General features: G+C 63.9%; 14 protein-coding genes and 1 pseudogene. 4 read left to right on the top strand and 11 right to left on the bottom strand.

The window, feature by feature from the left end; translation table 11 throughout:
• Positions 1 to 240 precede the first annotated feature (240 nt).
• The 9 genes from BMW89_RS04050 to BMW89_RS04010 form a co-directional block, all read right to left on the bottom strand.
• Positions 241 to 1,116, bottom strand: coding sequence for an outer membrane protein (locus BMW89_RS04050; RefSeq protein WP_092022893.1), 876 nt, complete (start codon positions 1,114 to 1,116; stop codon positions 241 to 243).
• A 164-nt stretch (positions 1,117 to 1,280) separates the two neighbouring features.
• The gene (locus BMW89_RS04045) at positions 1,281 to 2,798 is read right to left on the bottom strand and encodes a tripartite tricarboxylate transporter permease (protein WP_092022891.1); all 1,518 of its coding nucleotides are present in this window, start codon (positions 2,796 to 2,798) and stop codon (positions 1,281 to 1,283) included.
• 11 nt (positions 2,799 to 2,809) lie between these two features.
• Positions 2,810 to 3,352, bottom strand: coding sequence for a tripartite tricarboxylate transporter TctB family protein (locus BMW89_RS04040; protein ID WP_092022889.1), 543 nt, complete (start codon positions 3,350 to 3,352; stop codon positions 2,810 to 2,812).
• Between the two features lie 166 nt (positions 3,353 to 3,518).
• A complete protein-coding gene (locus BMW89_RS04035; RefSeq protein WP_502686380.1) occupies positions 3,519 to 4,481 on the bottom strand; it encodes a Bug family tripartite tricarboxylate transporter substrate binding protein in 963 nt (320 codons plus the stop codon).
• A 244-nt stretch (positions 4,482 to 4,725) separates the two neighbouring features.
• Entirely contained in the window at positions 4,726 to 8,643 is a 3,918-nt protein-coding gene (locus BMW89_RS04030; protein WP_177195806.1) for a VCBS domain-containing protein, read from the bottom strand.
• Between the two features lie 570 nt (positions 8,644 to 9,213).
• Positions 9,214 to 10,011 (bottom strand): enoyl-CoA hydratase/isomerase family protein, encoded by a 798-nt coding sequence (locus BMW89_RS04025; RefSeq protein ID WP_092022885.1) that lies wholly within the window; start codon positions 10,009 to 10,011, stop codon positions 9,214 to 9,216.
• 44 nt (positions 10,012 to 10,055) lie between these two features.
• Positions 10,056 to 11,255 carry a pyridoxal-phosphate-dependent aminotransferase family protein gene (locus BMW89_RS04020; protein WP_092022883.1) on the bottom strand — a complete coding sequence of 400 codons (1,200 nt, stop codon included), beginning with the start codon at positions 11,253 to 11,255 and terminating at the stop codon, positions 10,056 to 10,058.
• Between the two features lie 116 nt (positions 11,256 to 11,371).
• Positions 11,372 to 12,655: an MFS transporter gene (locus BMW89_RS04015; RefSeq protein WP_092022881.1), complete on the bottom strand. Its 1,284-nt coding sequence runs from the start codon at positions 12,653 to 12,655 to the stop codon at positions 11,372 to 11,374.
• Between the two features lie 55 nt (positions 12,656 to 12,710).
• A complete protein-coding gene (locus BMW89_RS04010) occupies positions 12,711 to 13,913 on the bottom strand; it encodes a pyridoxal-phosphate-dependent aminotransferase family protein (RefSeq protein ID WP_502686375.1) in 1,203 nt (400 codons plus the stop codon).
• A gap of 133 nt (positions 13,914 to 14,046) precedes the next feature.
• Between BMW89_RS04010 and BMW89_RS04005 the strand changes: the two genes are divergently transcribed.
• The 3 genes and pseudogenes from BMW89_RS04005 (at position 14,047) to BMW89_RS03995 (ending at position 18,299) form a co-directional block, all read left to right on the top strand.
• Positions 14,047 to 14,796, top strand: a complete 750-nt coding sequence (locus BMW89_RS04005; protein WP_177195839.1) for a GntR family transcriptional regulator — start codon at positions 14,047 to 14,049, stop codon at positions 14,794 to 14,796.
• Between the two features lie 105 nt (positions 14,797 to 14,901).
• Positions 14,902 to 17,878 (top strand): annotated as a pseudogene (locus tag BMW89_RS04000) (FAD-binding and (Fe-S)-binding domain-containing protein).
• Complete coding sequence (locus BMW89_RS03995) at positions 17,871 to 18,299, top strand: GlcG/HbpS family heme-binding protein (protein ID WP_092022875.1); 429 nt, start codon at positions 17,871 to 17,873, stop codon at positions 18,297 to 18,299. Before BMW89_RS04000 ends, BMW89_RS03995 begins: the two are co-directional and overlap by 8 nt.
• 170 nt (positions 18,300 to 18,469) lie before the next feature.
• Here BMW89_RS03995 and BMW89_RS03990 read toward each other — a convergent pair whose 3' ends face one another.
• Together BMW89_RS03990 and BMW89_RS03985 are read right to left on the bottom strand one after the other, a co-directional pair.
• Positions 18,470 to 19,252, bottom strand: coding sequence for an enoyl-CoA hydratase/isomerase family protein (locus BMW89_RS03990; protein WP_092023395.1), 783 nt, complete (start codon positions 19,250 to 19,252; stop codon positions 18,470 to 18,472).
• Positions 19,253 to 19,378: 126 nt separating this feature from the next.
• Positions 19,379 to 21,469: a molybdopterin-dependent oxidoreductase gene (locus tag BMW89_RS03985; protein WP_092022873.1), complete on the bottom strand. Its 2,091-nt coding sequence runs from the start codon at positions 21,467 to 21,469 to the stop codon at positions 19,379 to 19,381.
• 252 nt (positions 21,470 to 21,721) lie between these two features.
• Here BMW89_RS03985 and BMW89_RS03980 point away from each other — a divergent pair, with 252 nt between their 5' ends.
• Positions 21,722 to 22,678, top strand: a complete 957-nt coding sequence (locus BMW89_RS03980) for a Bug family tripartite tricarboxylate transporter substrate binding protein (protein WP_177195838.1) — start codon at positions 21,722 to 21,724, stop codon at positions 22,676 to 22,678.

The following is a 22,678-nucleotide window of genomic DNA, read 5'->3' as shown; positions in this document are numbered from 1 at the left end:
CAATTCTTCCCTCGTCTGCTCGTCTGCTCGCGACTGGCGCGGGCGATTCGACGCGGCGACACTAGGGAAGATTTTTCGGCTTCGCGTCCTGCGTACGAAGGTCAGTCGTTCGGAGGAGACGCCGCGCGATTGCGCGCGCAAGACAAACGCATGCGATGCGAAAAATCTCGAACCCGCCGTAGAAACGACAAAGCCCGGCGCGAGGCCGGGCTTTGCTTCTTGTTGACGCCTTTGTTGATCTCAGTATCGCGCGACCACCGGGCCGCTGGTGAACTGGTAGTTGATGCCGGCGCGCAGGATGTGGTCGGTGAAGCGCGACGACACGTTTGTGCTGATCGTCGAAGTCGGCGACAGCGTGAACGGGCCGGACGAGAAGCGGCCGAGATCCATGTAGAGATATTCGAGCTTGGCGCTCCAGTTCTGGGTGATCTTGCCTTCGACACCCGCGCCCGCGGTCCAGCCGGCACGCGTCGTCGAGGTCGAACCGATCGAGGCGATCGCACCACCACCGCCGTTGAAGCCGGTCATCGTCCCCGTCGTCTTGATCTCGCCGAAAGCCAGACCACCGGTGCCGTAGAACAGCACCTTCGGGGTGGCCAGGATGCCGACGCGCCCGCGGACCGTGCCGAACCACTGGAGGCTCTGATCGACCGTCAGGGTCGTACCGGCCAGACCGCCGGCGGGAAGGAACGTCAGGCCGGGAAGACAGACGCCGCCGGCGGGCGCGACAGTGCCGACGCAGGAGTAGGTGGCGCGGCCCTTCTCACCCGACCATTGCAGGTCGCCCTCGATGCCGAACACCCAGTTTGTGCTCTGCCAGTTGTAACCGGCCTGGCCACCCGCGATGCCGCCGTTCATGTCGAACGACGCATTGGTGATGGAGCCGGCGGGAGGCACGATCGCAAGACCAGTGACAGGGTTGAAATAAGAGACGTCAGTACGCGAGCGACCCCAGCTGTAGCCGCCATTGCCGCCGACATAGAAGCCGGTCCAGCTCCAGACCGGATCGACCATGACCGGTGCCTTGACATAGGGCCTCGCCGCCAAATCGGCAGCCAGTGCACCCGTTGCGAACAGCGACATCGCCGCTGCCATTCCAATCACGATCCGCTTCATGGAATCCCCTCCGCACGTTTTTGTGATTTAAATATACGCCGCCGCCCGCCCAAGGGCTGTGCCGCGACAGCAACATCCAGAAACAATCAAGCTGAGATGGCATCCTGCTCAGAATACCACCGCCTCGCTATTCGATTGATATCAAAGGATATTATCCCGCTATCCTAGCGCGGTGTCGTCCTGGTCCGTTGCGTCCATCCGACGCGGGCGAGCAAACCGTCGATCACCGGCCAGAACAGCAGCACGATCGCCAGCGTCGTGATCGAGCCGACCAGGCCGTTCGACCAGAACACCTTGAGGTCGCCACCGGAGCCGATCATCGACAGGCGGAAGGCGTCCTCGGCGCGGTTGCCGAGCACGAGCGCCAAAGTGAACGGCGCCAGGGGAATGCCGATCTTCTTGAAGACGTAGCCGACGACACCGAAGCCGAGCATCAGCCAGATGTCGAACATCGCGTTCTGGATCGCATAGGCGCCGATCGCGCAGGACACCACGATCATGGGCGCCACCGCGGCGAAGGGCACGCGCAGGATCGAGGCGAAGATCGGCACCGTCGTCAGCACCAGCACGAGGCCGACGACATTGCCGAGATACATCGAGGCGATCAGGCCCCAGACGAAATCCTTGTGCTCGACGAACAGCAGCGGGCCCGGATTGAGCCCCCACACCATCAGGCCGCCGAGCAGGATCGCGGCCGTGCCGGAGCCGGGAATGCCGAGCGCCAGCATCGGCAAGAGCGCCGCGGTACCCGACGCATGCGCCGCCGTTTCCGGCGCGAACACACCTTCGATCCGGCCCTTGCCAAAACTCTCGGGATCTTTCGAAAAGCGCTTTGCCAGATTGTAGCCCATGAAGGACGCCGCGATCGCGCCGCCCGGGGTGATGCCGAGCCAGCAGCCGATGAAGGAGGAGCGCAGCAGCGTCACCCAATATTTCGGCATGTCCTTCCAGACACCAAGCACGACGCGCAGCGAGATGCTCGCCGCATGTCCGCGCAGAGCCAATCGTTCCTCCATCGTCAGCAGGATCTCGCTGATCCCGAACAGGCCAATGACGGCGACGAGGAAGTTGATGCCGCGCAACAGCTCGGACGAGCCGAAAGTCATGCGCAGATTGCCCGACACCGTGTCCATGCCGATGCCGGCGAGCAGCAGCCCGAGCGACATCGAGATGACGGTCTTGTGCTTGGCCTCGCGGCCGAGGCCGACGAAGGAGCAGAACGTCAGGAGATACACCGCGAAGAACTCGGGCGGGCCGAACTTCAGCGCAAAGGACGAGATCATCGGCGCCAGGAAGGTGATCAAGAGCACCGCGACCAGCGAGCCGATGAAGGACGAGGTGAACGCCGCGGTCAGTGCCTCCGCCGCCCTGCCCTGCTGCGCCATCGGATAGCCGTCGAAGGTGGTCGCGACCGACCAGGCCTCGCCTGGGATGTTGAACAGGATCGAGGTGATCGCGCCGCCGAACAGCGCGCCCCAATAGATGCAGGACAGCATCACGATCGCCGAGGTCGGATCCATCGTGAAGGTCAGCGGCAGCAGGATCGCAACGCCGTTGGGGCCGCCGAGCCCGGGCAGCACGCCGACGAAGATGCCGAGCACGAGCCCAACCATCATCAGCGCGAGCGTCTTCCACGTCAGCAAGACGGCGAAGCCGTGAAGCAAGAGACCGAGAGCTTCCATCGCGGGTCCGCCTAGTGGCCGAAGGCCGCTTCGAGCGGCCCTTTCGGCATGATGACGTCGAAGGCGATGTCGAAGGTGACGAACATGATCGCCGTGAACAGGAAGGCGGTAAGCAGCGACTTCCACAGCGCGATTCTGCCGACGTAGCGCATGAAGCCGGCGATCAGGAGGAAGCTCGCGACATAGAGACCGAGGAACTGCGTGAGGAGGCAGAACAGCAGCGTCGGCACGAATACCGCCATCACGCGGCGCGCCTGCGCCCGCGTGACGAAGCTTTCGGACGAGGCACGCCGTGCAATGAGCGCCATGACCAGGCCGTAGAGGCTGCCGCCGCCGAGGATGACGGAGAGATAGAACGGGAAATAGCCGGGTTCGGGCCCGGTCGAATCCCAGGAGGCGCCGGTGCGCCAATTGTCGTAGCCGAGCGTTGCGGCCAGCGCGAGCAACAGGAGACAGACGACTATCTCGACCGTGCCAGAGGAGACGACGGACGGCGAGTCGTCTTCGGGCGCGGTCGGATCGTCGACAACGATTTCAAGATCGGTTTGGGACATGAGCTGCTTTGCAAAAGCCGGGAGAGGTCGGATCGCATCGTCAGATGCGATCCGGGTGAGAGGAGTCTCCGCGAGTCCATCTGTCACCGCGTTCGCGGAGAGAGGCCCCTCACCCCTGCCCTCTCCCCGTAAGAACGGGGAGAGAGAGAAGTGGGAGAAGAGACGCCTACTTCGCGACGAATCCGGCTTCCGTCATCAGCGATTTGTTGGCGGCATCGTCCTCCTCGAGGAATTGCACCATATCCTTGCCGGTGAGGAAGATCGGCTTCAATGCCTGTTTCTCCATGTAGTCCTTGTATTCCGTGGTCTGCGTCACCTTGTGGAACAGCTCGACATAGAACGCCTGCTGCTCGGCCGTGACCTTGCCGGGCAGGAACATCGCGCGCAGCATCAGATACTGGACGTCGACGCCTTCCTCCTTGCAGGTCGGGATGTCGGCCCAGGATTGCGTGTCCGTCACCTTGCTGGTGTAGGAGATGCGCTCCTTGTCGAACACACAGAGCGGACGCACCTGGCCGGCGCGCCAGACCTCGAGATTTTCGGACGGGTTGTTGACGTTGGATTCGGTGTGGTTGCCGACCAGCTGGGTCGCGGCCTCGCCGCCCGACTTATAGGGCAGATAGGAGAACTTTGCGCCGGTCTTCTGCTCGAGGAACACGGTCAGCACGTGGTCTTCGCGCTTGGAGCCGGTGCCGCCCATCTTGAACGGCGCGCTTGCAGCCTTCGCGGCAGCGACGAACTCCTTCACGGTCTTGGGACCTTCGCTGTTGTCCCACAGCACGAACTGGTCGAGCGCGATCACCGAGACCGGGGTGAGCTCTCGCCAGTTGAACGGGATCTTCGCCGACAGCGGCAGCATGTAGATCAGCGAATAGGCGATCAGCACCTTGTTCGGATCGCCCTCACTGGACTTCATGTACATCAGCGCTTCCGCGCCCGACGCGCCGCCCTTCAGCGAGACCACGATCGGCTGCTTCATCAGATTGTTCTTCTGGATCGCGGCCTGCATCATCCGCGCCATTTGGTCGGAGGCGCCGCCCGCGCCAGCCGCCACCACGATCTCGACGGGCTTGGTCGGCTCCCAGCCGGCAAAGGCCGGCGTGCCGCAAAGCACGGCCGCCAGCGTCATTGCGGCCCTTATTCCATGTTTCACGCGCATCTTCCCCAAGTTTTTGCCTATGTTCTTGTTTGGATTGGCAATTCGCGATGTCGAGCGGACTGCATTGTGCGGGCGATCGCCGATGAGTTCAAGCCGGGCCAGCGTCGTACCGCTTATGACTTTGGAATGAGATCGATTGCAAGCACGGCCGCCCCGCAAAAAAGCGCGGGCCCCTTGCTGAGCCCGCGCCACTCGCAAGCAGGTGCCAGTCGGGTTACACGAGCAGGATGTCGTGCGGATTGATCACCGCAGCAGCCTGGACCACCACGACCGCGACCGCCGAGCCTTGCGTGCCATCCGCGCTGAAATAGAGCGTCTGGTTGCCCGTGTCGAAATGGAATTCGGCCGCACCGGAGAAGGTGTTGTCGGCCGATGTCTCGAATGTCGACGTCACGTCCATGCCCGCCGTCAGGCCGCCGCCAAAACTGCTTGCCGAGATGGCAATGCGGTCATGCTGGGTGGTGTTGTTGAAGTCCGTGATCTGGCTGGGCGCGGTCAGCGGCTGAAGGAACGCAAACGTATCGTTGCCGCTGCCGCCGGTCATGACATGGCCGGATGCGGTTCCGATCAGGACGTCGTTGCCGCCACCGCCGTTCAGAGCCTCGGTCCCGTTGGTGGCGACGATGACGTCGTCGCCGCTGGTCCCGTTCAGCACAGAGGCGCTGGCGGCGTTGTTGATGACAGTCGCGGTCGCTGTATTGGACGATGTCGCTATCCCATCGGTGGCCGTGTAGTCGAACGAGCCGCCGGCCGTTGCGTCATCAGTAAAGAAAGCAAAGCCAAAGGCAGCGCCCGCGCTGCCGCCGGAGCTCGACGTTACGGCGTTGAGCCCAACATGGTCCGTGGTATCAGGGTCGGTGTCGTTCAGCGCCAGCGCCCAGGCCGCAATGGCGACCGAGCTGCCGGTACCGACATCGGTGACCACGGTCTCGCTCACTGCGGTCGGCGCGTCGTTGGTGCCGTTGAGGGTGACGGTGACGTCCTGCGTGACGGTACCGCCATGGCCGTCGTCAATCGTGACGAAATAGTCCTGGGCCAAGGTCTGGCCCTGCGCCAGGAACTGGATATCGGCATTGTTCACCGTGAAGTGCCAGCCCACCGAGCCGGTGCCGCCGGACTCGCTGACCGGATCGAGCGTGAACGCGCCGACATAGCCGCTGCCCGCTGCCGCGAAGCCAGCGGTATGGATGTCGCCGGTCTCCGCGTCGGAGAACGCGATCGAGCCCCCAGTGGACTCGGTGGCGGGCCCCGTCGCCGGGCTGACATTGACGGAATCGAGGATCATGCCGTCGGTGTCGTCCGCATAGGCGAATTGCAGCGTCGTGGTCGACAGCAGGGAATCGCCGGGAACATCGAACGCGTAGTGATTGACTCCTGGCGCCACATTGCTCAGTGACAGCAGCGTCACGCCGTCCCATGTCACCGAGAACGGCGTGTTGACGCCTTCGGGATCGCCGATGATGTCGAAGCTGACGAAATAGTGCTGGCCCGGCGTGGTCGAAATCTGCTGGGTCAGCGTCTCCTCGCTGCCGGTCGGTGCGAGTTGCACCGAGTAGTGACCGAAGCTGCCGCCAAGCTCATATTGCTGGACATGAATATGCGAGCCGCTGACACTCCAACCTGTCAGATTGCCCGTCTCGAAATCGCCGTTGACGATGACAGCGGGACCGGCGTCCTCGGTGACCGATCCGCTGGCACTGGCGGCGGTGATCGCGGGATTATCGTTCACCCCCGCGACATTGAAGGTCAGCGTCGTGGTTGCCTGATGGCCCTGACCGTCATCGACCGTGAAGTTGAAGACGTCGCTGGCATGGTCGCCAGCCTGGAGCGGGTCGACCGAGGCGTCGGCGTAATAGGCATAGCTGCCGTCCGAATTGAGCAGCAGCGAACCATGGGCGCCGGCCACCAGCGAGCCGACATTGGCGGCGCTGCCGTTCACGTCGACGATGCTCCTCGGCGTCGACAGATCGACCGGATGGCTTACGTCGGCAATCAACCCGCTGGCAATCAGCGCACCGGTATCGTTCGCCGCGGTGTCGGACGCCGCGACCGTGACCGGGGTGACGAGCAACGGATCCTGTGTGCCGTTGATGGTGACCGTCACCGTCTGGGTCGAGGTCGTCGTCGCGTCTGCGACGATGACGTCATATTGCACGGTGAGGGTTTCGCCGGGGCTGAGGAAATCGAGGTCAGCATCCTTGATGCTGAAGGTCCAGTCGACGCTGCCGACGCCCGTTCCGGTCGAGTCGTGCAGCGCGGCGGTGAGCGCCGTCTGCAGGTCGGCGAGTGTATCAGGCGGCACGAGACTCGGATTGGCCGACCATACGGCGGAATCCATGACGACGTTGACACTGTGACCGTCCGACAGATCGACATCGGTGAAGTTGAGCGTTCCCGTCGGCACCGGGCTCGTCGTATCCATCGCGCTCGAGCCGGTCACGCCGGCCTGCTCCGACAGCGAAGCGGATTGCGGTCCGCTGGTCATCGCCACCGCGTCATTGGCGCCGGTGATGACGACCGAGACGGTCTGCGTCGAGCTGGTCGAGCCGTCGGCGATTTTGACGTCGTAGTTCACCGTCAACGTCTCGTTCGCCGCGAGATAATCGAGGTCCTTGTCCGGAATCGCAAAATTCCAGTCGATGCTGCCGGTGCCCGTGCCGGTGGAATCGTGCAACGCGGTGGTCAGCGCCGTCGCGAGATCAGCCTGTGTCGCCGCCGGCGGCGTCGGCCCGGAGCTCGAATCCAGCGTGACCGTCACCGTATGTGTGTCGTTGGTATCCTGATCGGTGAAAGCGAGCGTGCCCGCCGGGATCGTCGGCGTGGTGTCGGGCGCGGATGAGCCCGTGGTGGCGTCCTGCTCGACCACGGTGGAGGATTCCGCGCCGCTCGTGATCACGACCGGATGGTTGACGCCGAGGATGGTGATGGTGACGTCCTGGGTGGTGGAGCCGCCATGGCCGTCGTCGACCGCGACGTGATAGACGAGCTTGAGCGTCTCGCCGCCATTGAGGAAATTCGCCGAGGCATTGGGGAACGCGAAACTCCAGTCGACTTCGCCGATCACATGGCCGGTCGAATCCTGGAGCCCGGTGCCGAACGCGGCCAGCAATTGCGCATTGGTCAGCGGTATCGCGCCGCCGCCCGAACGGGTCGCAGTGACCGTCGTCGAGACCACATGCGCGTCGGCGAGATCGACGTCGGCGAAGAGCAGGCTGTCATGCGCAGTGAGATTTCCGGTCGGGCTGACATTTTGATCCTCGACGAGCGCGGCCGATTCCGGGCACGACAGGAACACCGGCTTGTCGTTGGTGCCGACCACGGTGACCTTGACCGTCTGCGTCGAGACGCCGCCGGCATGGTCGTCGAGCTGCACGGTGTAGGTGATGTCGAGATGCTGGCCCGCCGAAAGATAGTCGAAGGCAAGATCGGGCGCGGAGAAGGTGGTGTTGATGGTGCCGGTCGCGGACCCGGACGTCTTGACGACGTTGTCGACGTGATAGAACGCCATCAGCTCGGCATCGCCGAACGGGCCCGGCAACAGACCCGCGGTGGCACCGGAGGCGGAGACGCCGATCACGGTCGCGGTGTGCCCGGTATTGGCGAGGTCGTCGTCGGTGAAGTTGAGCGCGACATGAACCGTGTCGGGCGAGAGCGACAGCGTCTGGTTGGCCTGCTCGGTGACGGTCGCGACCGTCGCCATGTTGATGACAGGCTTGTCGTCGGTGCCGGTCACAGTGATGTTGACGGTCTGGATCGCGAAGCCGCCGTGATTGTCGGAGACCTTGACGTCATAGGTCAGTGTCAGCGTCTGGTTCTTGGCGAGAAAATCGAAATCCTCGTCCTGGTCGCTAAAGCTCCATTTGAGCTGGCCGTTGCCGTTTGAATCGCTCAGAATCTGCGATTGCATCGCGGCCTGGAAATGCGCAAGCGAGGCCGCAGGGACGATTGTTCCGCCGGAGACCACCGCGGAATGCAGCGTCGCGGTCGTCGTATGGGTGTCGGTCTTGTCGCTGTCCTTGAAACTCATGGTCCCCGACAGCGTGTGCAGCGTGGTTGAGTCGGTGAGGTTGGCGAATTCGGTGAAGCTGCCCGTCGCGGATGACGAAGTGAAAACCGGCGTATGGTTGGTCATGGAAAAATCCCTGCCTGCGTTGCCATAAAGGCGCCGCCGCATGGGGCGCGGCGACGTGACTAATCGGTCTGAGAAATCAGACGAGACTCAACGGTCTTGGCTTAAGAATCTTGGCTTAAGGGTCTTGGCTTGGTCGCGAGGCCGTGCCTGGCGTCGGGATGGTCAGCAGCAATGAATTTTGGCGCGGCTCGCGTCGTCGAAACTACGTGGCTACTTTTTCAGTTCAATTTCAGTTTAATGACGTCGGGTTGCTGCACGGTCCGTCAGAACGCTTCACACAATTCACGTCGCTCAATTCGACTGGACTTGAAATCACCCGGTCGGTCCACTGTCCCAAAAAAGAGACGGTGGGATGCAACCTCCACGATCTTATGCCTGAGCTCGTCGCGCCGTCAACGTGGACGCGCTGACGCGCGCGTGCGCAATAGCGGTTCCGAAGGAGGGAACCGCTTGAAACCGTTGCGACAATTGGAGCTGAGCTGAAGGGCTGACGAATATCGTCAGCAATCGCCTTGGCTTTTCGCGTCGCGTATCCGGCGCGAAAAGCCAGGAGTGTGGGCCGAGAGCGCGCTACTTGCCCTTCCAGACCGGCGTGCGCTTGTTGAGGAAGGCGTCCATGCCTTCGCGAAAATCTTCGCTCATATAGGCCTTGAGGATCAGGTCCTCGCCTTCCTCGCGCGACAACGTGCGGCGGATGCGGCGCACCGCTTCCTTGGTCGCTTCCAGCGTCAGCGGCGCGTGGCTCGCGACGAGCTTTGCGGTCTCATCCGCGCGGCGCTGCAGCGTCTCGAGGTCGGGCACGATCTCGGTAAGCAGGCCGAGCGACAGCGCTTCCTGCGCCTCGACGAGGCGCGCCTTGAAGATCATATCCTTGGTGTGGGCCGGGCCGACCAGCGAGACGACGCGGCTGATGTTGGACATCGACAGACAGTTGCCGAGGGTGCGCGCGATCGGAAAGCCGATGCGCGTCGTCTCGGTGCCGATGCGAAGATCGCAGCAGGCGGCGATGCCGGCGCCGCCGCCGGTGCAGGCGCCCGCGATCGCCGCGATCACCGGCACGCGGCACTGTTCGAGCGTGCCGAGCACGCGATCGATCCGCGCCTCGTAGTCGAGCGCGTCCTGCGCGGTTTTGAACGCACGGAACTGGGAAATGTCGGTGCCGGAGGCGAACGCCTTGTCGCCGGCACCGGTGAGGATCAGCGCCTTGATGGAGCGGTCGGCGTTGATCTCCTGGCAGATCTCCGCCATGCGGTCATACATGGCGAAGGTCATGGCGTTGCGCGCCTGGGGGCGGTTGAAGGTGATCCGCGCGATGCCGTCCGTGACGGAGTAGAGCAGGTCTTCGTTGGTCGTCGTCGGTGCGTTCATCGCGCGCTCACTTCACAGTTGTTGATTTCAGGCCACCTGAGCCTTCAAGCGACTTGGGCTTTGGCCATCGGCACCACATCGCGTCCCTTCAGGACGTCCATGGCCGCCAACACGCCGCCGCTCCGGTGCGGAATCTTTGCAAGATCCAGGCCCATCTCGACGCCCGCGAGCGTGCCCATCAGCATCAGATCGTTGAAATGGCCGATATGGCCGATGCGGAACACCTTGCCCTTGATCTTGTTCAGGCCGGTGCCGAGCGACATGTCGAAGTTTTCCAGCACCACCTTGCGGAAGGCGTCGGCGTCGTGGCCATCAGGCACGCGTACACCGGTCAGCGCCGGCGAATGCGCGGCAGGGTCGGCGCATTGCGTCTCAAGGCCCCAGACCTTGACCGCGGCGCGGGTCGCGGCGCTGTGGCGCTTGTGGCGGGTCCACGCGTTCTCGAGCCCTTCCTCTTCCAGCATCTTGACCGCTTCGCGCAGGCCGTAGAGCAGGTTGGTGGCGGGCGTATAGGGGAAGGTGCCGAGCTTGTTGAAGGTGATGACCTCCTGCCAGTCCCAATAGGAGCGCATGCCGGGATTGGCCTTGGCAACAGCCAGCGCCTTTTCCGAGACGGCGTTGAAGCTCAGACCCGGCGGCAGCATCAGGCCCTTCTGGGAGCCGGCGACCGAAACGTCGATGCCCCAGGCATCGTGCTCGTATTCCATCGAGCCGAGGCCGGAGATGGTGTCGACCATCAACAGCGCCGGATGCTTGACGCGGTCGAGCAGCTTGCGCACGTCGAGCGGCGACGTCACGCAGCCGGTCGAGGTCTCGTTGTGCACGACACAGACCGCCTTGATCGCGTGCTGCTTGTCGGCCGCGAGCCGCTTCTCCATCTCGGCGAGATCAGCGCCATGGCGCCAGTCGCTCGGAATGAAGTCGACGTCGAGCTTGAATTTCTCGGCGATGCCGCGCCACAGCACGGCGAACTGGCCGGTCTCGCACATCAAGACCTTGTCACCGGGCGCCAGCACGTTGACCATCGCCGCTTCCCAGGCGCCGGTGCCGGACGAGGGGAAGATGATCACGGGCTGCTTGGTGCGGAACACGCGCTGCATCGCGGCAAGCACGCCAAAACCGAGCTCGGCGAACTCCGGACCGCGATGATCCAGCGTCGGCATGTCCATCGCCCGCAGCACGCGGTCGGGCACGTTGGTCGGTCCTGGAATCTGGAGAAAATGCCTTCCAGTATGCACGGTCATCGGCGTCCTTCCCGGTCTTGCCTTATTTTGATGGCCGCCGAATAGCACCATTTGACCGGCTTGTCCCCTCTCCAAAGGACGACTCCCATGCATTAGCGCTGGACCTCCGCCGGCCCCTACTCCGCGGCCACCACCTTTCCGGACGGCAGGCGCTCTTCGGCCTCCGTGAACGGGCGCTCCGGATGCATCAGGAAGGCCGAGACCCCGCCGAGCAGCAGCAGCCCCATCGACATCAGGAACGGCAGATACCAATTGCCGGTCGCGTCGATCACGAAGCCGGCAACGAGCGGGGAGACGATGGCGGCGAAGGCCGAGCCGGTGTTCATGAGCCCCGACGCGGTGCCGGAATATTTCGGGGCGATGTCCATCGGGATCGACCACATCGGGCCGATCACGAGCTCGGCGCAGAAGAACCCCGCCGACAGGCACAGCGCGACGATGGTAATGTCGTGCACGAACAGGATCGGGAACAACGACAGCAGCGCCCCCGCAAACCCTGTTACGGTGACGCTGAGCCGCGCCAGGCGGACATTGCCGGTGCGATCGAGGATCTTGTCCGAGAGCACGCCGCCGACGCTATCGCCGACCACGCCGGCGAAGAAAACGCCGGAGGCGAACAGTGCCGAGTTCTTGATGTCGAGACTGTAGTTGTTCTTGAAGAACAGCGGCAACCAGTTCAGGTACAGCCACAGGCACCAGCCGTAGCAGAAATAGGTCAGCGTCACCGGCCACATCCGCCCGAGCAACGGGCCCCACGGGACGCGCGGCCGCTCGCCGGTCGGGCGCGGCGGCAACGCGGCGAGTTCGGCCTGCGTGATCGAGGCATGCTCCTTCGGCTCGTTGCGGAAGTACCAGACCCAGATCACGCCCCAGATCAGGCTGACGAAGCCGAGCACGACGAACGCGCCGCGCCAGGTCAGCCACAGGATCAGCAGCGCCACCACCGGCGGCGTCACGGCATTGCCGAGCCGGGCGAAGGAATGGGTGAGGCCTTGCGCAAAACCGCGGCGGTTGGCCGGCGTCCAATATTGCATCGCGCGCGTTGCGGTCGGGAACGTCGCGCCCTCGCCGAAGCCGAGCGCGAAGCGCGCGATGAACAGCGCGAAGAGACCGTTGACGAATCCGGTCGAGATGGTCGCCGCCGCCCAGATCATGCCGCACCAGAACAGTGTCTTGCGCGGCCCGAAACGATCGCCGACCCAGCCGCCGATCACCTGGAACAGCAGATAGGGATAGGCGAAGGCGGAGAAGACGAAGCCAAGCTGGGTATTCGAAAGGCCGAGCTCCTTCTGGATCTCGCTTGCGGCCGTGCCGATGTTCACCCGGTCGACATAGGTGATGAAATACATCGCGCAGAGCATCGCCAGCACGACATGCGTGGCCTTGAACCGAATTTTCATCTCCACCCCTCCCTGATCGCTTCTTATGATTGTCAGCCCGCGTGTCCCGCGCGTGTTAAGTACCGACCACCTTCAGATGCGGCGATGCATTGCCCTGCGGCCGCTGCTCCAGGAGCTTCATCGCGACATCGACGCCGCCGGAGCGGTGCGGCACGCCCGCGACCGAAAGGCCCATCTCCACGCCTGTGAGCGCGCCAAGCAGGGTGAGCGCATTGCATTCGCCGAGATGGCCGATGCGGAAGACTTTTCCGGCGACTTTCGACAGCCCGGAGCCGAGCGACATGTTGTAATTATCGAGCACGATCTTGCGGAACTGATCGGCATCATGGCCGGGCGGCATCAGCACGGCGGTGAGCACCGGCGAGAATTCGGCCGGCTCCTGGCAGAGCACTTCGAGCCCCCAATGATTGACGGCGGCACGCGTCGCAGCGGCTAACCGCTGATGCCGTGCGAACACGTTGTCGAGCCCCTCTTCGAGCAGCATCGCGATCGCCTCGCGCAGGCCATAGAGCAGATTGGTCGCCGGCGTATAGGGGAAGAAGCCGTTGGCATTGGGCTTGAGCATCTCCTCCCAGTCGAAATAGGAGCGCGGCATCTTGTTGGTCTTCGCTGCGGCGAGCGCCTTCTGCGAGATCGCGTTGAAGCCCAGGCCGGGCGGCAGCATAAAGCCCTTCTGCGAGCAGCTGACGCTGACGTCGACCTTCCATTCGTCGTGGCGGTAATCGACCGAACCGAGCGAGGAGATGGTGTCGACCATCAGCAGCGCAGGATGGCCGGTGCGGTCGATCGCGGCGCGAATCTCGGCGATGCGGCTGGTCGCGCCGGTCGAGGTCTCGTTGTGCACGACCATCACGGCCTTGATCGCGCGCGCCTTGTCCTCGGTGAGCTTTGCTTCGATCAATGCGGGATCGGCACCGCGACGCCAGTCGCCCGCAACGAAATCGACCTCGATGCCGAAGCGCCCCGCCATCTGCCGCCACAGGGTGGCGAAATGGCCGGTCTCGACCATCAGCACCTTGTCGCCCGGCGACAGCGTGTTGACGATCGCGGCCTCCCAGGCGCCCGTCCCCGACGAGGGGAAGATGATGACCGGGCCCTTGGTCTGGAAAATTTTCTGGCTGCCTTCGAGCACCGTGCGGCCGAGTTCGCCGAATTCCGCGCTGCGGTGGTCGATAACAGGCATGTCCATGGCGCGCAGGACGCGCTCGGGGACCGGGCTCGGGCCTGGAATCTGAAGGAAATGGCGTCCCTGATGCATGAAAACCTCCCTGTCTGCGGGTTCTAGCCGGCTCTGCGGTCTATTTTGCATTCATTTTTTGTCATTTCAATCGAAATTTGGTATTCGATTGTGGACGTCGACGCGACCAACCGAGCAAACTATTGTGCTGGAAATGAAATCCACGATTCCCGACGATGGGGTTCCGATCGCCCCGCCCGCCGCCAATGGCGGCGACCGCCAAGAGGACCGCCATGAGGCCTCGCTTCACGGCGAGATCCTGCTGCGGCTGCGCGACTACGTCGTCGAAGGCAACATTCCCGACGGCGCCCGCGTTCCCGAGCGGCAGCTCTGCGAGATGCTCGGCATCTCCCGCACGCCCCTGCGCGAAGCCTTAAAGGTGCTCGCCGCCGAGGGCCTGATCGAGCTTCTGCCGAACCGCGGCGCGCGGGTGCGCCAGCTCAGCCAGCGCGACCTGGAAGAACTGTTCGACGTGATGGCGGGACTGGAAAGCCTCGCCGGACGCCTCGCCTGCGAAGCCATTACGGATGAAGAGATCATCGCGATCGAGCAGCTGCATTACGAGATGTACGGCCATTATCTGCACCGCGACATGCACGGCTATTTCCAGACCAACCAGCGCATCCACGAGAGCATCGTCGCGGCCGCGCGCAATGAAACGCTGAAGATCGCCTACGCCAATTTCGCAGGGAGAATCCGCCGCATCCGCTACTCCGCCAATTTCGCCCGCAAGCGGCAGCGCTGGGCGGAGGCAATGCGCGAGCACGAGGCGATCCTCGACGCACTGCGCCGCCGCGCCGCAAGCGAGCTCAGCGACATCCTGTTCCAGCACCTGCGCAACAAGCGGACGGCCGCGATTGAGCACCTGACGGAACCTCAAGAGGACGCGCCGGCAGCGCCTTAAGGGGCAACCGCTTGCTCATTTTGAATTCATAATATAATCGGTCAGTAACAAGAATGAATACTCCAACTGGGCCGGGCGCCTCGTTGGATCAATCCGGGACCAGGGATGATAAACGCCTCCTCGCTCGAACGGCGCCTGCGCGCGGAAACGACCGGCGACGTCCTGTTCGACGGTTTCAGCCGCGGCCGCTACGCCACCGACGCCTCGTTCTACCAGATCATGCCCGCGGGCGTGGTGGTCCCCAGGGCCATGGACGAGGCGTTGCGGGCGCTGGCGATCGCCCGCGACGAGGGACTGAAGGTGACCCCGCGCGGCGGTGGCACGTCGCAGTGCGGCCAGACCGTCAATGACGGGCTCGTGGTCGACCTCTCCAAGCATCTGAACCGCATCCTGTCGCTCGACGTCGAGGGCCGGACCTGTGTGGTCGAGCCCGGCATCGTGCTCGACGACCTCAACCGCCAGCTCAGGAAGCACGGCCTGTGGTTCCCGGTCGACGTCTCCACGGCCTCGCGCGCCACCATCGGCGGCATGGCCGGCAACAATTCCTGCGGCGGCCGCTCTCTCCGTTACGGCACCATGCGCGACAACACGCTATCGATGGAGGCCTCGCTTGCCGACGGCACCCTGAGCCGTTTTGGTGAGGTCTCGCGCGATCTCTCGGATAGCGACGCAGACGATGCCATGCGCGCCCTGTTCCGCGACATGCTCGATCTCGGCGCCCGCGAGGCCGACGAAATCGCGGCGCGCTTTCCAAAAGTGCAGCGCCGGGTCGGCGGCTACAATCTCGATGCGCTTACCCCGCGCAACGCGCGCAACAACATGGCGCATCTGCTCGTCGGCTCGGAGGGCACGCTCGCCTTCACCACCAAGGTCGAGCTGAAGCTCTGGCCCGTGATCCGCAACAAGGCGCTCGGCATCTGCCATTTCGGTAGTTTCTACGAGGCGATGGATGCAGCCCAGCATCTGGTCAAGCTGAAGCCGATCGCGGTCGAGCTGGTCGACCGCACCATGCTCGCACTCGGCCGCGACATCGCGATGTTCAAGCCGATCATCAACGCCGCCATCAAGGGCGATCCGGATGCCGTGCTGGTGGTCGAGTTCGCGGAAGAAGACCAGGCGGACAATCTGGTGCGCCTGAAGCAGCTCGGCGAGCTGATGGGCGATCTCGGCTTCGGCTGGAATAACGACACGCGCAAATGGGGCGGCGTGGTCGAGATATCAGAGCCGGCGCGGCAAGCCGGCATTGCCGATTTCCGCGCCGCCGGCCTCAACGTCATGATGTCGATGAAGCAGGAGGGCAAGCCGGTCTCCTTCGTCGAGGACTGCGCCGTGCCGCTGCCGCATCTCGCCGACTACACCGCGCGGCTAAGCGAGGTGTTTGCCAAGCACGGCACCAGCGGCACGATGTACGCACATGCCTCCGAGGGCTGCCTGCATGTGCGCCCGGTGCTGAATTTGAAGCTGGAGAAAGACGTCAAGGCGATGCGCGCCATCGCGGAAGAAGCCTTCGAGCTGGTGCGCGAATACAAGGGCTCGCATTCCGGCGAGCATGGCGACGGCCTGGTGCGCTCCGAATTCCACGAAACCATGTTTGGCGAGCGCCTCGTCGCCGACTTCAGGGAGGTGAAGCATCGCTTCGATCCCGATGGCGTGCTCAATCCCGGCAAGATCGTCGACGCACCCAGGATGGACGACCGCTCGCTGTTCCGCTTCAAGCCGGACTATCGCGTTGGCGAGTTGAAGACAAAACTCGACTGGTCCGCTTATCCCGGCGCCGGCGGCGGTTTTCAGGGCGCTGTCGAGATGTGCAACAACAACGGCGCCTGCCGCAAGCTCGAGGGCGGCGTGATGTGTCCGTCCTATCGCGCCACCCGCAACGAGAAGGATGTCACGCGAGGGCGCGCGAACAGTTTGCGGCTCGCGATTTCCGGCCAGCTCGGCGCCAATGCCCTTTCCTCCGACGAGATGATGGAGACCCTAAAGCTCTGCGTCTCCTGCAAGGCGTGCCGCCACGAATGCCCGACCGGCGTCGACATGGCCAAGATGAAGATCGAGGTGCTCGCTGCGCGCGTAGCCTCCCACGGCCTGACATTGCGCGATCGGCTGGTCGGCTACCTCCCGCGCTATGCCGGCCTCGCGTCGCGCTTCGCGCCGCTGGCGAATTTGCGCAATCGCAGCCCGCTGCTGCGAAAGCTGTTCGAGCGCTTTGCCGGTATCAGCGCGCGCCGCGCCCTGCCCGCCTTCCGCCGCGACGTGTTCGTATCGCCGGCCGATAGCGTCGGGCCGGAAACCGGCCGCGAAGTCGTTCTCTTCGCCGACACTTTTAATCGCATCTACGAGCGCGAAAACCTCGAGGCCGCGCTGCGCGTACTCGCGGCTGGCGGCTATCGGGTGCATCTGCCGAAACCCGCGAGCGGCAGCCGCCCGCTCTGTTGCGGTCGCACATTCCTGTCCGCCGGACTCGTCGATGAAGCCAAGTCGGAGCTCGATCGTCTCGTCACCGCCTTCGCGCCCTTCGCCGCGCGCGGCGTGCCGATCGTCGGCCTCGAGCCGAGTTGCCTGTTGACACTTCGCGACGAGCTCGCATCGCTGCGCAAGGACAACGACGCCAAGGCGGTCGGCGCGCATGCCCTCACCTTCGAGGAGTTTCTGGTGCGCGAGGCGGAAGCCGGCCGACTGCAACTGCCACTCGGCACCGTCGCTGAGAAGGCCGTGGTCCACGGCCATTGCCATCAAAAATCCTTCGGCGCCTTCAAACCGGTCGAGCAGGTGCTGCGCCTCGTCCCAGGCCTTGAGGTCGAGACCATCGAATCCAGTTGCTGTGGCATGGCCGGCGCGTTCGGCTATGGCGCGGACACATACAATGCCTCGATCGAGATGGCCGAGCTATCGCTGCTGCCCGCCGTGCGGCGCGCGGACCAGAACACGCTGGTCGTCGCCGACGGCACCTCTTGCCGGCATCAAATCCACGACGGCACCCAGCGCGAGGCACTTCACGTCGCACGCGTGCTGGCGATGAGCCTCGATCGCGCCGGAACCAATTCCACTTCCTCACACTGAAAAGGAACCCAGCCATGGCTGATCTCACGCTCGACACTGCCCGAAAAATCCTCGACGCCGCCTTCGCAAAGTCCACCGAGCTGAAGCTCAAGCCGCTGGTCGTCACCATCCTGGACGCGCGCGGCGTGCTCAAGATCGCCGCGGCGCAAGACGGCACCAGCCTGATGCGCGCCGAGATCGCGCACGGCAAGGCCTACGGCGCGCTCGCCCTGGGCATGGGCTCGCGCGCGTTGTACCAGCGGGCGCAGGAACAGGCCTATTTCATTGATGCCGTGAACACGATTGCTAAGGGCGCGCTGGTGCCCGTCCCCGGCGGCGTGCTGATCATGGACGGCACCACGCTGCTCGGCGCGGTGGGCGTGTCCGGCGACACCTCCGACAATGACGAAGCCTGTGCGGTCGCGGGTATTCAAGCGGCCGGGCTGAAGGCTAACGCTGGCTGAGGTGCGGCACAGTCTCGTGCCCCGGACGCAGCGCAGCGCCCTTCGCGATGCGCTGCAGAGCCGGGGCCCATGTCGCCGCATGAGCCAGCGCCGCTTTCTGGGTCCCGGCTCTGCGCAGCAACGCTAACGCATTGCAGCGCGTCCGGGACACGAGAGCTATGCTCTCCCCTCTACCGTCCCGTCCAGACCGGCTTCCGCTTCTCGCCGAACGCCTTCAGCCCTTCCTTGGCGTCCTCGGTCATCGCGAGCAGCGCGATCTGGCTTTCGGTGTAGGCAATGCTCTCGTCGAACGACATCGAGGCGATGGCGCGCATGGCGTATTTGCCACGGCGGATCGCGGTCGGGGATTTGTCGACGATGCGGCCGATCAGCCAATCGACTTTCGCGTCGAGCTCGGCTGTGGGCACGACGTAGTTGAGAAGCCCCGCCCCTTGCGCTGCTTTCGCGTCAAAAGGTTCACCCGTCAGCGCCCATTCGTTGACGAGCCGCGGCGGCGCGATGCTTTGCAGCAGGCTCAACACCTGCATCGGGAACACGCCGACCTTCACCTCGGGCAGGCCGAAGATGACGTGATCGGCGGCAACCGCCATGTCGGTCATGCACAACAGGCCCATGCCGCCGGCCATGCAGACGCCGCCGACCCGCGCAATCGCGGGCTTGGTCGCGTTCTGCGACAATCGCAGCAGATCGGCATAGTCGACATTCGGCCTGGAATGATCCATCGCGAAAGCCGCGCCGGAATTCTGCAAATCGGCGCCGGCGCAGAACGCCTTGTCGCCCGCGCCGGTCAGCACGATGACGCGAACGTCCTTGTCATCATGCGCGTCGCGATAGCCCTTGGTGATGCCGGCGATGACGTCGCCGTTCAGCGCGTTGCGTTTCTCCGGCCGGTTGATGGTGATCCAGAACGCCTGCCCGCGCTTCTCGGTGATGACGCTTGTGGTGTCGGTCATGACGTCGCTTCCTTGCTCCCGCTTTGCAGCCATTAGCGGCAGCTCGGGCGGAAGGCGCAAGGGCAATCTATCGCGGGGCGCCGCTTTAGCGCCTCGACACAAATTGCAGGCGAGCGGTGCGCGAGTTCAGGCCGCGGCCGCTTTCCTGATCCAGACCTTGTTGTCGTGGAACGCGGCGCCACCGATCGGCGCGACGGCTTCGGCACCCGTCAGCATGTTGATGCCACGGCCGCCGATATGGTTCTTGTTCGGATGCACGGACTCCGCGATCAGAACGCCGCGCCGCACGCCCTCGAACAGCGTGGCAATCAGCGTGGTCTCGCCGCGGGTGTTGCCGAGCGTCACGGCATCGCCATCGGCAATATCGAGGGAGGCTGCATCCATCGGATGGATCATCACGCTCGCCTTGCCCTCACGCGCCTGCGAGGACGGCGTCTCGTTGAAGGTGGTGTTAAGGAAGCTGCGCGAGGGGCTGGTCGCGAGCCGGAACGGATGGGCCTGATCGGTGTGCTCGATCACCGCCCAATGGTCCGGCAGATCAGGCATCTTGTCGAAATCGCCCATGGTCCGGCCGAACGGCGGATGCGACCAATCGGCCTTGAAATGGAATTTCTTGTCGGCATGAGCGAAGCCGTCGAGATAATGCGAGGTGCGGAAGTCCGGTTGCAGATCGCGCCAGATATCGGCTTCGAGGCCGGCAATGTCGCCGTGCGCGCTGAGCTTCAGCGTCGCGTCGATCAATTCGCGCGGCGTCATTTCAAAACCCTTGTGCTTCGCCTCGAGCCGCGGCGCGAGCGCCTGCAACAGCTGATGGTTCGAGCGGCATTCGCCGGGCGGGTCGATCAGCTTGGGCCCAACCGAGATGTGCTGATGGCCGCCGCCGTAATAGAGATCGTCATGCTCCATGAACATGGTCGCCGGCAGCACGATGTCGGCCATCAGCGCCGTCTCGGTCATGAACTGCTCGTGCACCGCGACGAACAGGTCCTCACGCGCAAAACCCTGTCGGACCAACGCCTGCTCCGGCGCCACCGTCATCGGGTTGGTGTTCTGGATCAGCATCGCCTTGACCGGCCCCTTGCCGAGCAGGGCTTCGGCATCGCCGGTGAGGATGCGGCCGATTTGCGACTGATCGAGAGCGCGCGTGGTCTGGTCGATCGCGTCGTGGGCTTCGATGAGGGATTCGTTGAAATGCCACAGCGCATAATTGTTGAAGAAGGCGCCGCCGCCTTCATATTTCCAGGCACCTGTTACCGCGGGAATGCAGTTCGCGGCATGCATCTGCGTCGCGCCGTTGCGCGAGCGGGTGAAGCCGTAACCGAGACGGAAGAAGGTCCGTTTGGTCTCGCCGACAGCCTTCGCAAAAGCCTCAATCTCCGCCACCGGCACGCCTGAGATTGCGGAGGCCCATTCCGGCGTGCGCGTCTTCAGATGCGCCTCGAGCTCGGCGGGGCAGTCGGTGTATTTGTCCATATAGGCGCGATCGGCATAGCCGTCGCGGAACAACACATGCATCACGCCACAGGCAAACGCGCCGTCGGTGCCCGGACGCAGGAGGATCTTGATGTCCGCCTGCTTCATCGTCTCGTTATCGTAGATGTCGACCGCCGCGATCCTGGCGCCGCGCTCCTTGCGGGCGCGCGCGGCGTGCGTCATCACGTTGACCTGGGTGTTGACGGGATTGGTGCCCCAGATCACCACGAGGTCGGAGAGCGCCATCTCGCGCGGATCGGCGCCGGCGATCTTGCCGGTGCCGATCGCGAAGCCGATCCGCCCGACATTGGCGCAGATGGTCTGATAGAAGCGCGAATATTTTTTCACATGCGTGAGGCGGTTGAGGCCGTCGCGCATCACCAGCCCCATCGTGCCGGCGTAGTAGTAGGGCCAGATCGATTCCGCGCCGAACTCGTGCTCGGCCTGGTTGAAGCGATGCCCGATCTCGTCGAGCGCCTCGTCCCAGGTGATGCGGGCGAACTGCCCGGAGCCCTTCGCACCCGTGCGGCGCATCGGATACATCAGCCGTTCGGGGTGATGGATGCGCTCGGCATAACGGGCGACCTTGGCGCACACCACGCCGGCCGTGTAGGTCTGCTTTTTCGAACCGCGGACGCGGCCGATGCTGCGTCCCTCGACCACCTCGATATCGAGGGCGCAGGCCGACGGGCAATCATGCGGACAGGTCGAATGACGGATTTCGATCTTGGCGTGCTGGTTCATGGCCAGATTCGTAACACCAAAATACCTGTGAGCCGAGGGCATTTATCCGGCAATGCCCATGCGATTTGCTCAAACCACATGCGCGGCGGGTTCCTGCCGCGGCCGCGAAATGCGGCACGGCCACACCGAAAACCGCCCGATATTCCCGGCCTGATCGACTTTGTAAGGCGTCGACAGTCTGCATCCCCTGCCGCTACAGTGCCGGCCAACAAAAGCGAATTCAGGGAGGTGGGCGTGACGGCTCGACAATTCATGCTGGCGCTGGCCGCCGGGCTGCTCACGACATTCTCAGCGGCCCCCTCTTTCGCACAGGACTATCCCAACCACGCCGTCCGGATCGTCGTGCCCTTCGGCGCCGGCGGCCCGGCCGATGTCGCGGCCCGACTGATCGCCAATGTTCTCCAGGAGAGCTTTGGCCAGCCCTTCGTGATCGAAAATCGCACCGGCGCGGGCGGCGTCATTGGCACGGTCGAAGCGGCGAAGTCGCCGGCCGACGGCTACACGCTCCTCATGATGTCCAACACCCAGACCGCGAACGAATCGCTGCTCACGTCGGACAAGCGCAAATACGAGCTGATGCGCGACCTCGCGCCGATCGCGCCGGTGAACTCTTCCGATCTCGTCATCGTGGTGAACCCGCAAGTCCCGGCAACGACGCTTCAGGAGTTCATCGCGCTCGCCAAAACGCAACCGGGCAAGCTGAACTACGCCTCCTCCGGCCAGGGCACACCCTATCACATGGCCGGCGAGCTGTTCAAAGCCATGGCCGGCATCGACATCGTCCACGTTCCCTATCGGAACAGCGGCGAGGCGCGCAGCGGCGTGATCGGCGGACAGGTGCAGATGATGATCGACGCCGTGACGGCAATGGCGCCGAATATCGGAGAGAACCAGGTCCACGCACTAGCGACCACCGGCAAGCAGCGCTCCGCGGTGTTGCCGAATGTGCCGACCGCCGGCGAGGCCGGTGTCGCGGGCTACGAGGCGACAATCTGGCTCGGCCTGATGGCACCGGCCGGCACGCCAAAGCCTGTCATCGACAAGCTTAATGCGGCCGTGAACGCAATGGTGAAGCGGCCTGATATCGTCAAGCTCTGGACTGAGCAGGGTGCCCTGCCCATGTCGATGACACCGGCAGAGTTCGACAAGTTCTTGCGCGGTGACATCGAGAAATGGGCTGACGTCGTCAAGAAATTCGACAAGTCCTGA

It is taken from the genome of Bradyrhizobium sp. OK095 (assembly GCF_900109945.1).
In the GTDB taxonomy this organism is placed as follows: Bacteria; Pseudomonadota; Alphaproteobacteria; order Rhizobiales; family Xanthobacteraceae; genus Bradyrhizobium.
Note: the sequence above shows the minus strand (reverse complement) of the source record. Positions and strands in the feature narration are given on the sequence as shown.

Bases quoted from the DNA above. Each gene is read 5' to 3' on its own strand.
- BMW89_RS04050 (WP_092022893.1), bottom strand. From the start codon at position 1,116: ATGAAGCGGATCGTGATTGGAATGGCAGCGGCGATGTCGCTGTTCGCA.
- BMW89_RS04045 (WP_092022891.1), bottom strand. From the start codon at position 2,798: ATGGAAGCTCTCGGTCTCTTGCTTCACGGCTTCGCCGTCTTGCTGACG.
- BMW89_RS04040 (WP_092022889.1), bottom strand. From the start codon at position 3,352: ATGTCCCAAACCGATCTTGAAATCGTTGTCGACGATCCGACCGCGCCC.
- BMW89_RS04035 (WP_502686380.1), bottom strand. From the start codon at position 4,481: ATGACGCTGGCGGCCGTGCTTTGCGGCACGCCGGCCTTTGCCGGCTGG.
- BMW89_RS04030 (WP_177195806.1), bottom strand. From the start codon at position 8,643: ATGACCAACCATACGCCGGTTTTCACTTCGTCATCCGCGACGGGCAGC.
- BMW89_RS04025 (WP_092022885.1), bottom strand. From the start codon at position 10,011: ATGAACGCACCGACGACGACCAACGAAGACCTGCTCTACTCCGTCACG.
- BMW89_RS04020 (WP_092022883.1), bottom strand. From the start codon at position 11,255: ATGACCGTGCATACTGGAAGGCATTTTCTCCAGATTCCAGGACCGACC.
- BMW89_RS04015 (WP_092022881.1), bottom strand. From the start codon at position 12,655: ATGAAAATTCGGTTCAAGGCCACGCATGTCGTGCTGGCGATGCTCTGC.
- BMW89_RS04010 (WP_502686375.1), bottom strand. From the start codon at position 13,913: ATGCATCAGGGACGCCATTTCCTTCAGATTCCAGGCCCGAGCCCGGTC.
- BMW89_RS04005 (WP_177195839.1), top strand. From the start codon at position 14,047: ATGAAATCCACGATTCCCGACGATGGGGTTCCGATCGCCCCGCCCGCC.
- BMW89_RS03995 (WP_092022875.1), top strand. From the start codon at position 17,871: ATGGCTGATCTCACGCTCGACACTGCCCGAAAAATCCTCGACGCCGCC.
- BMW89_RS03990 (WP_092023395.1), bottom strand. From the start codon at position 19,252: ATGACCGACACCACAAGCGTCATCACCGAGAAGCGCGGGCAGGCGTTC.
- BMW89_RS03985 (WP_092022873.1), bottom strand. From the start codon at position 21,469: ATGAACCAGCACGCCAAGATCGAAATCCGTCATTCGACCTGTCCGCAT.
- BMW89_RS03980 (WP_177195838.1), top strand. From the start codon at position 21,722: ATGCTGGCGCTGGCCGCCGGGCTGCTCACGACATTCTCAGCGGCCCCC.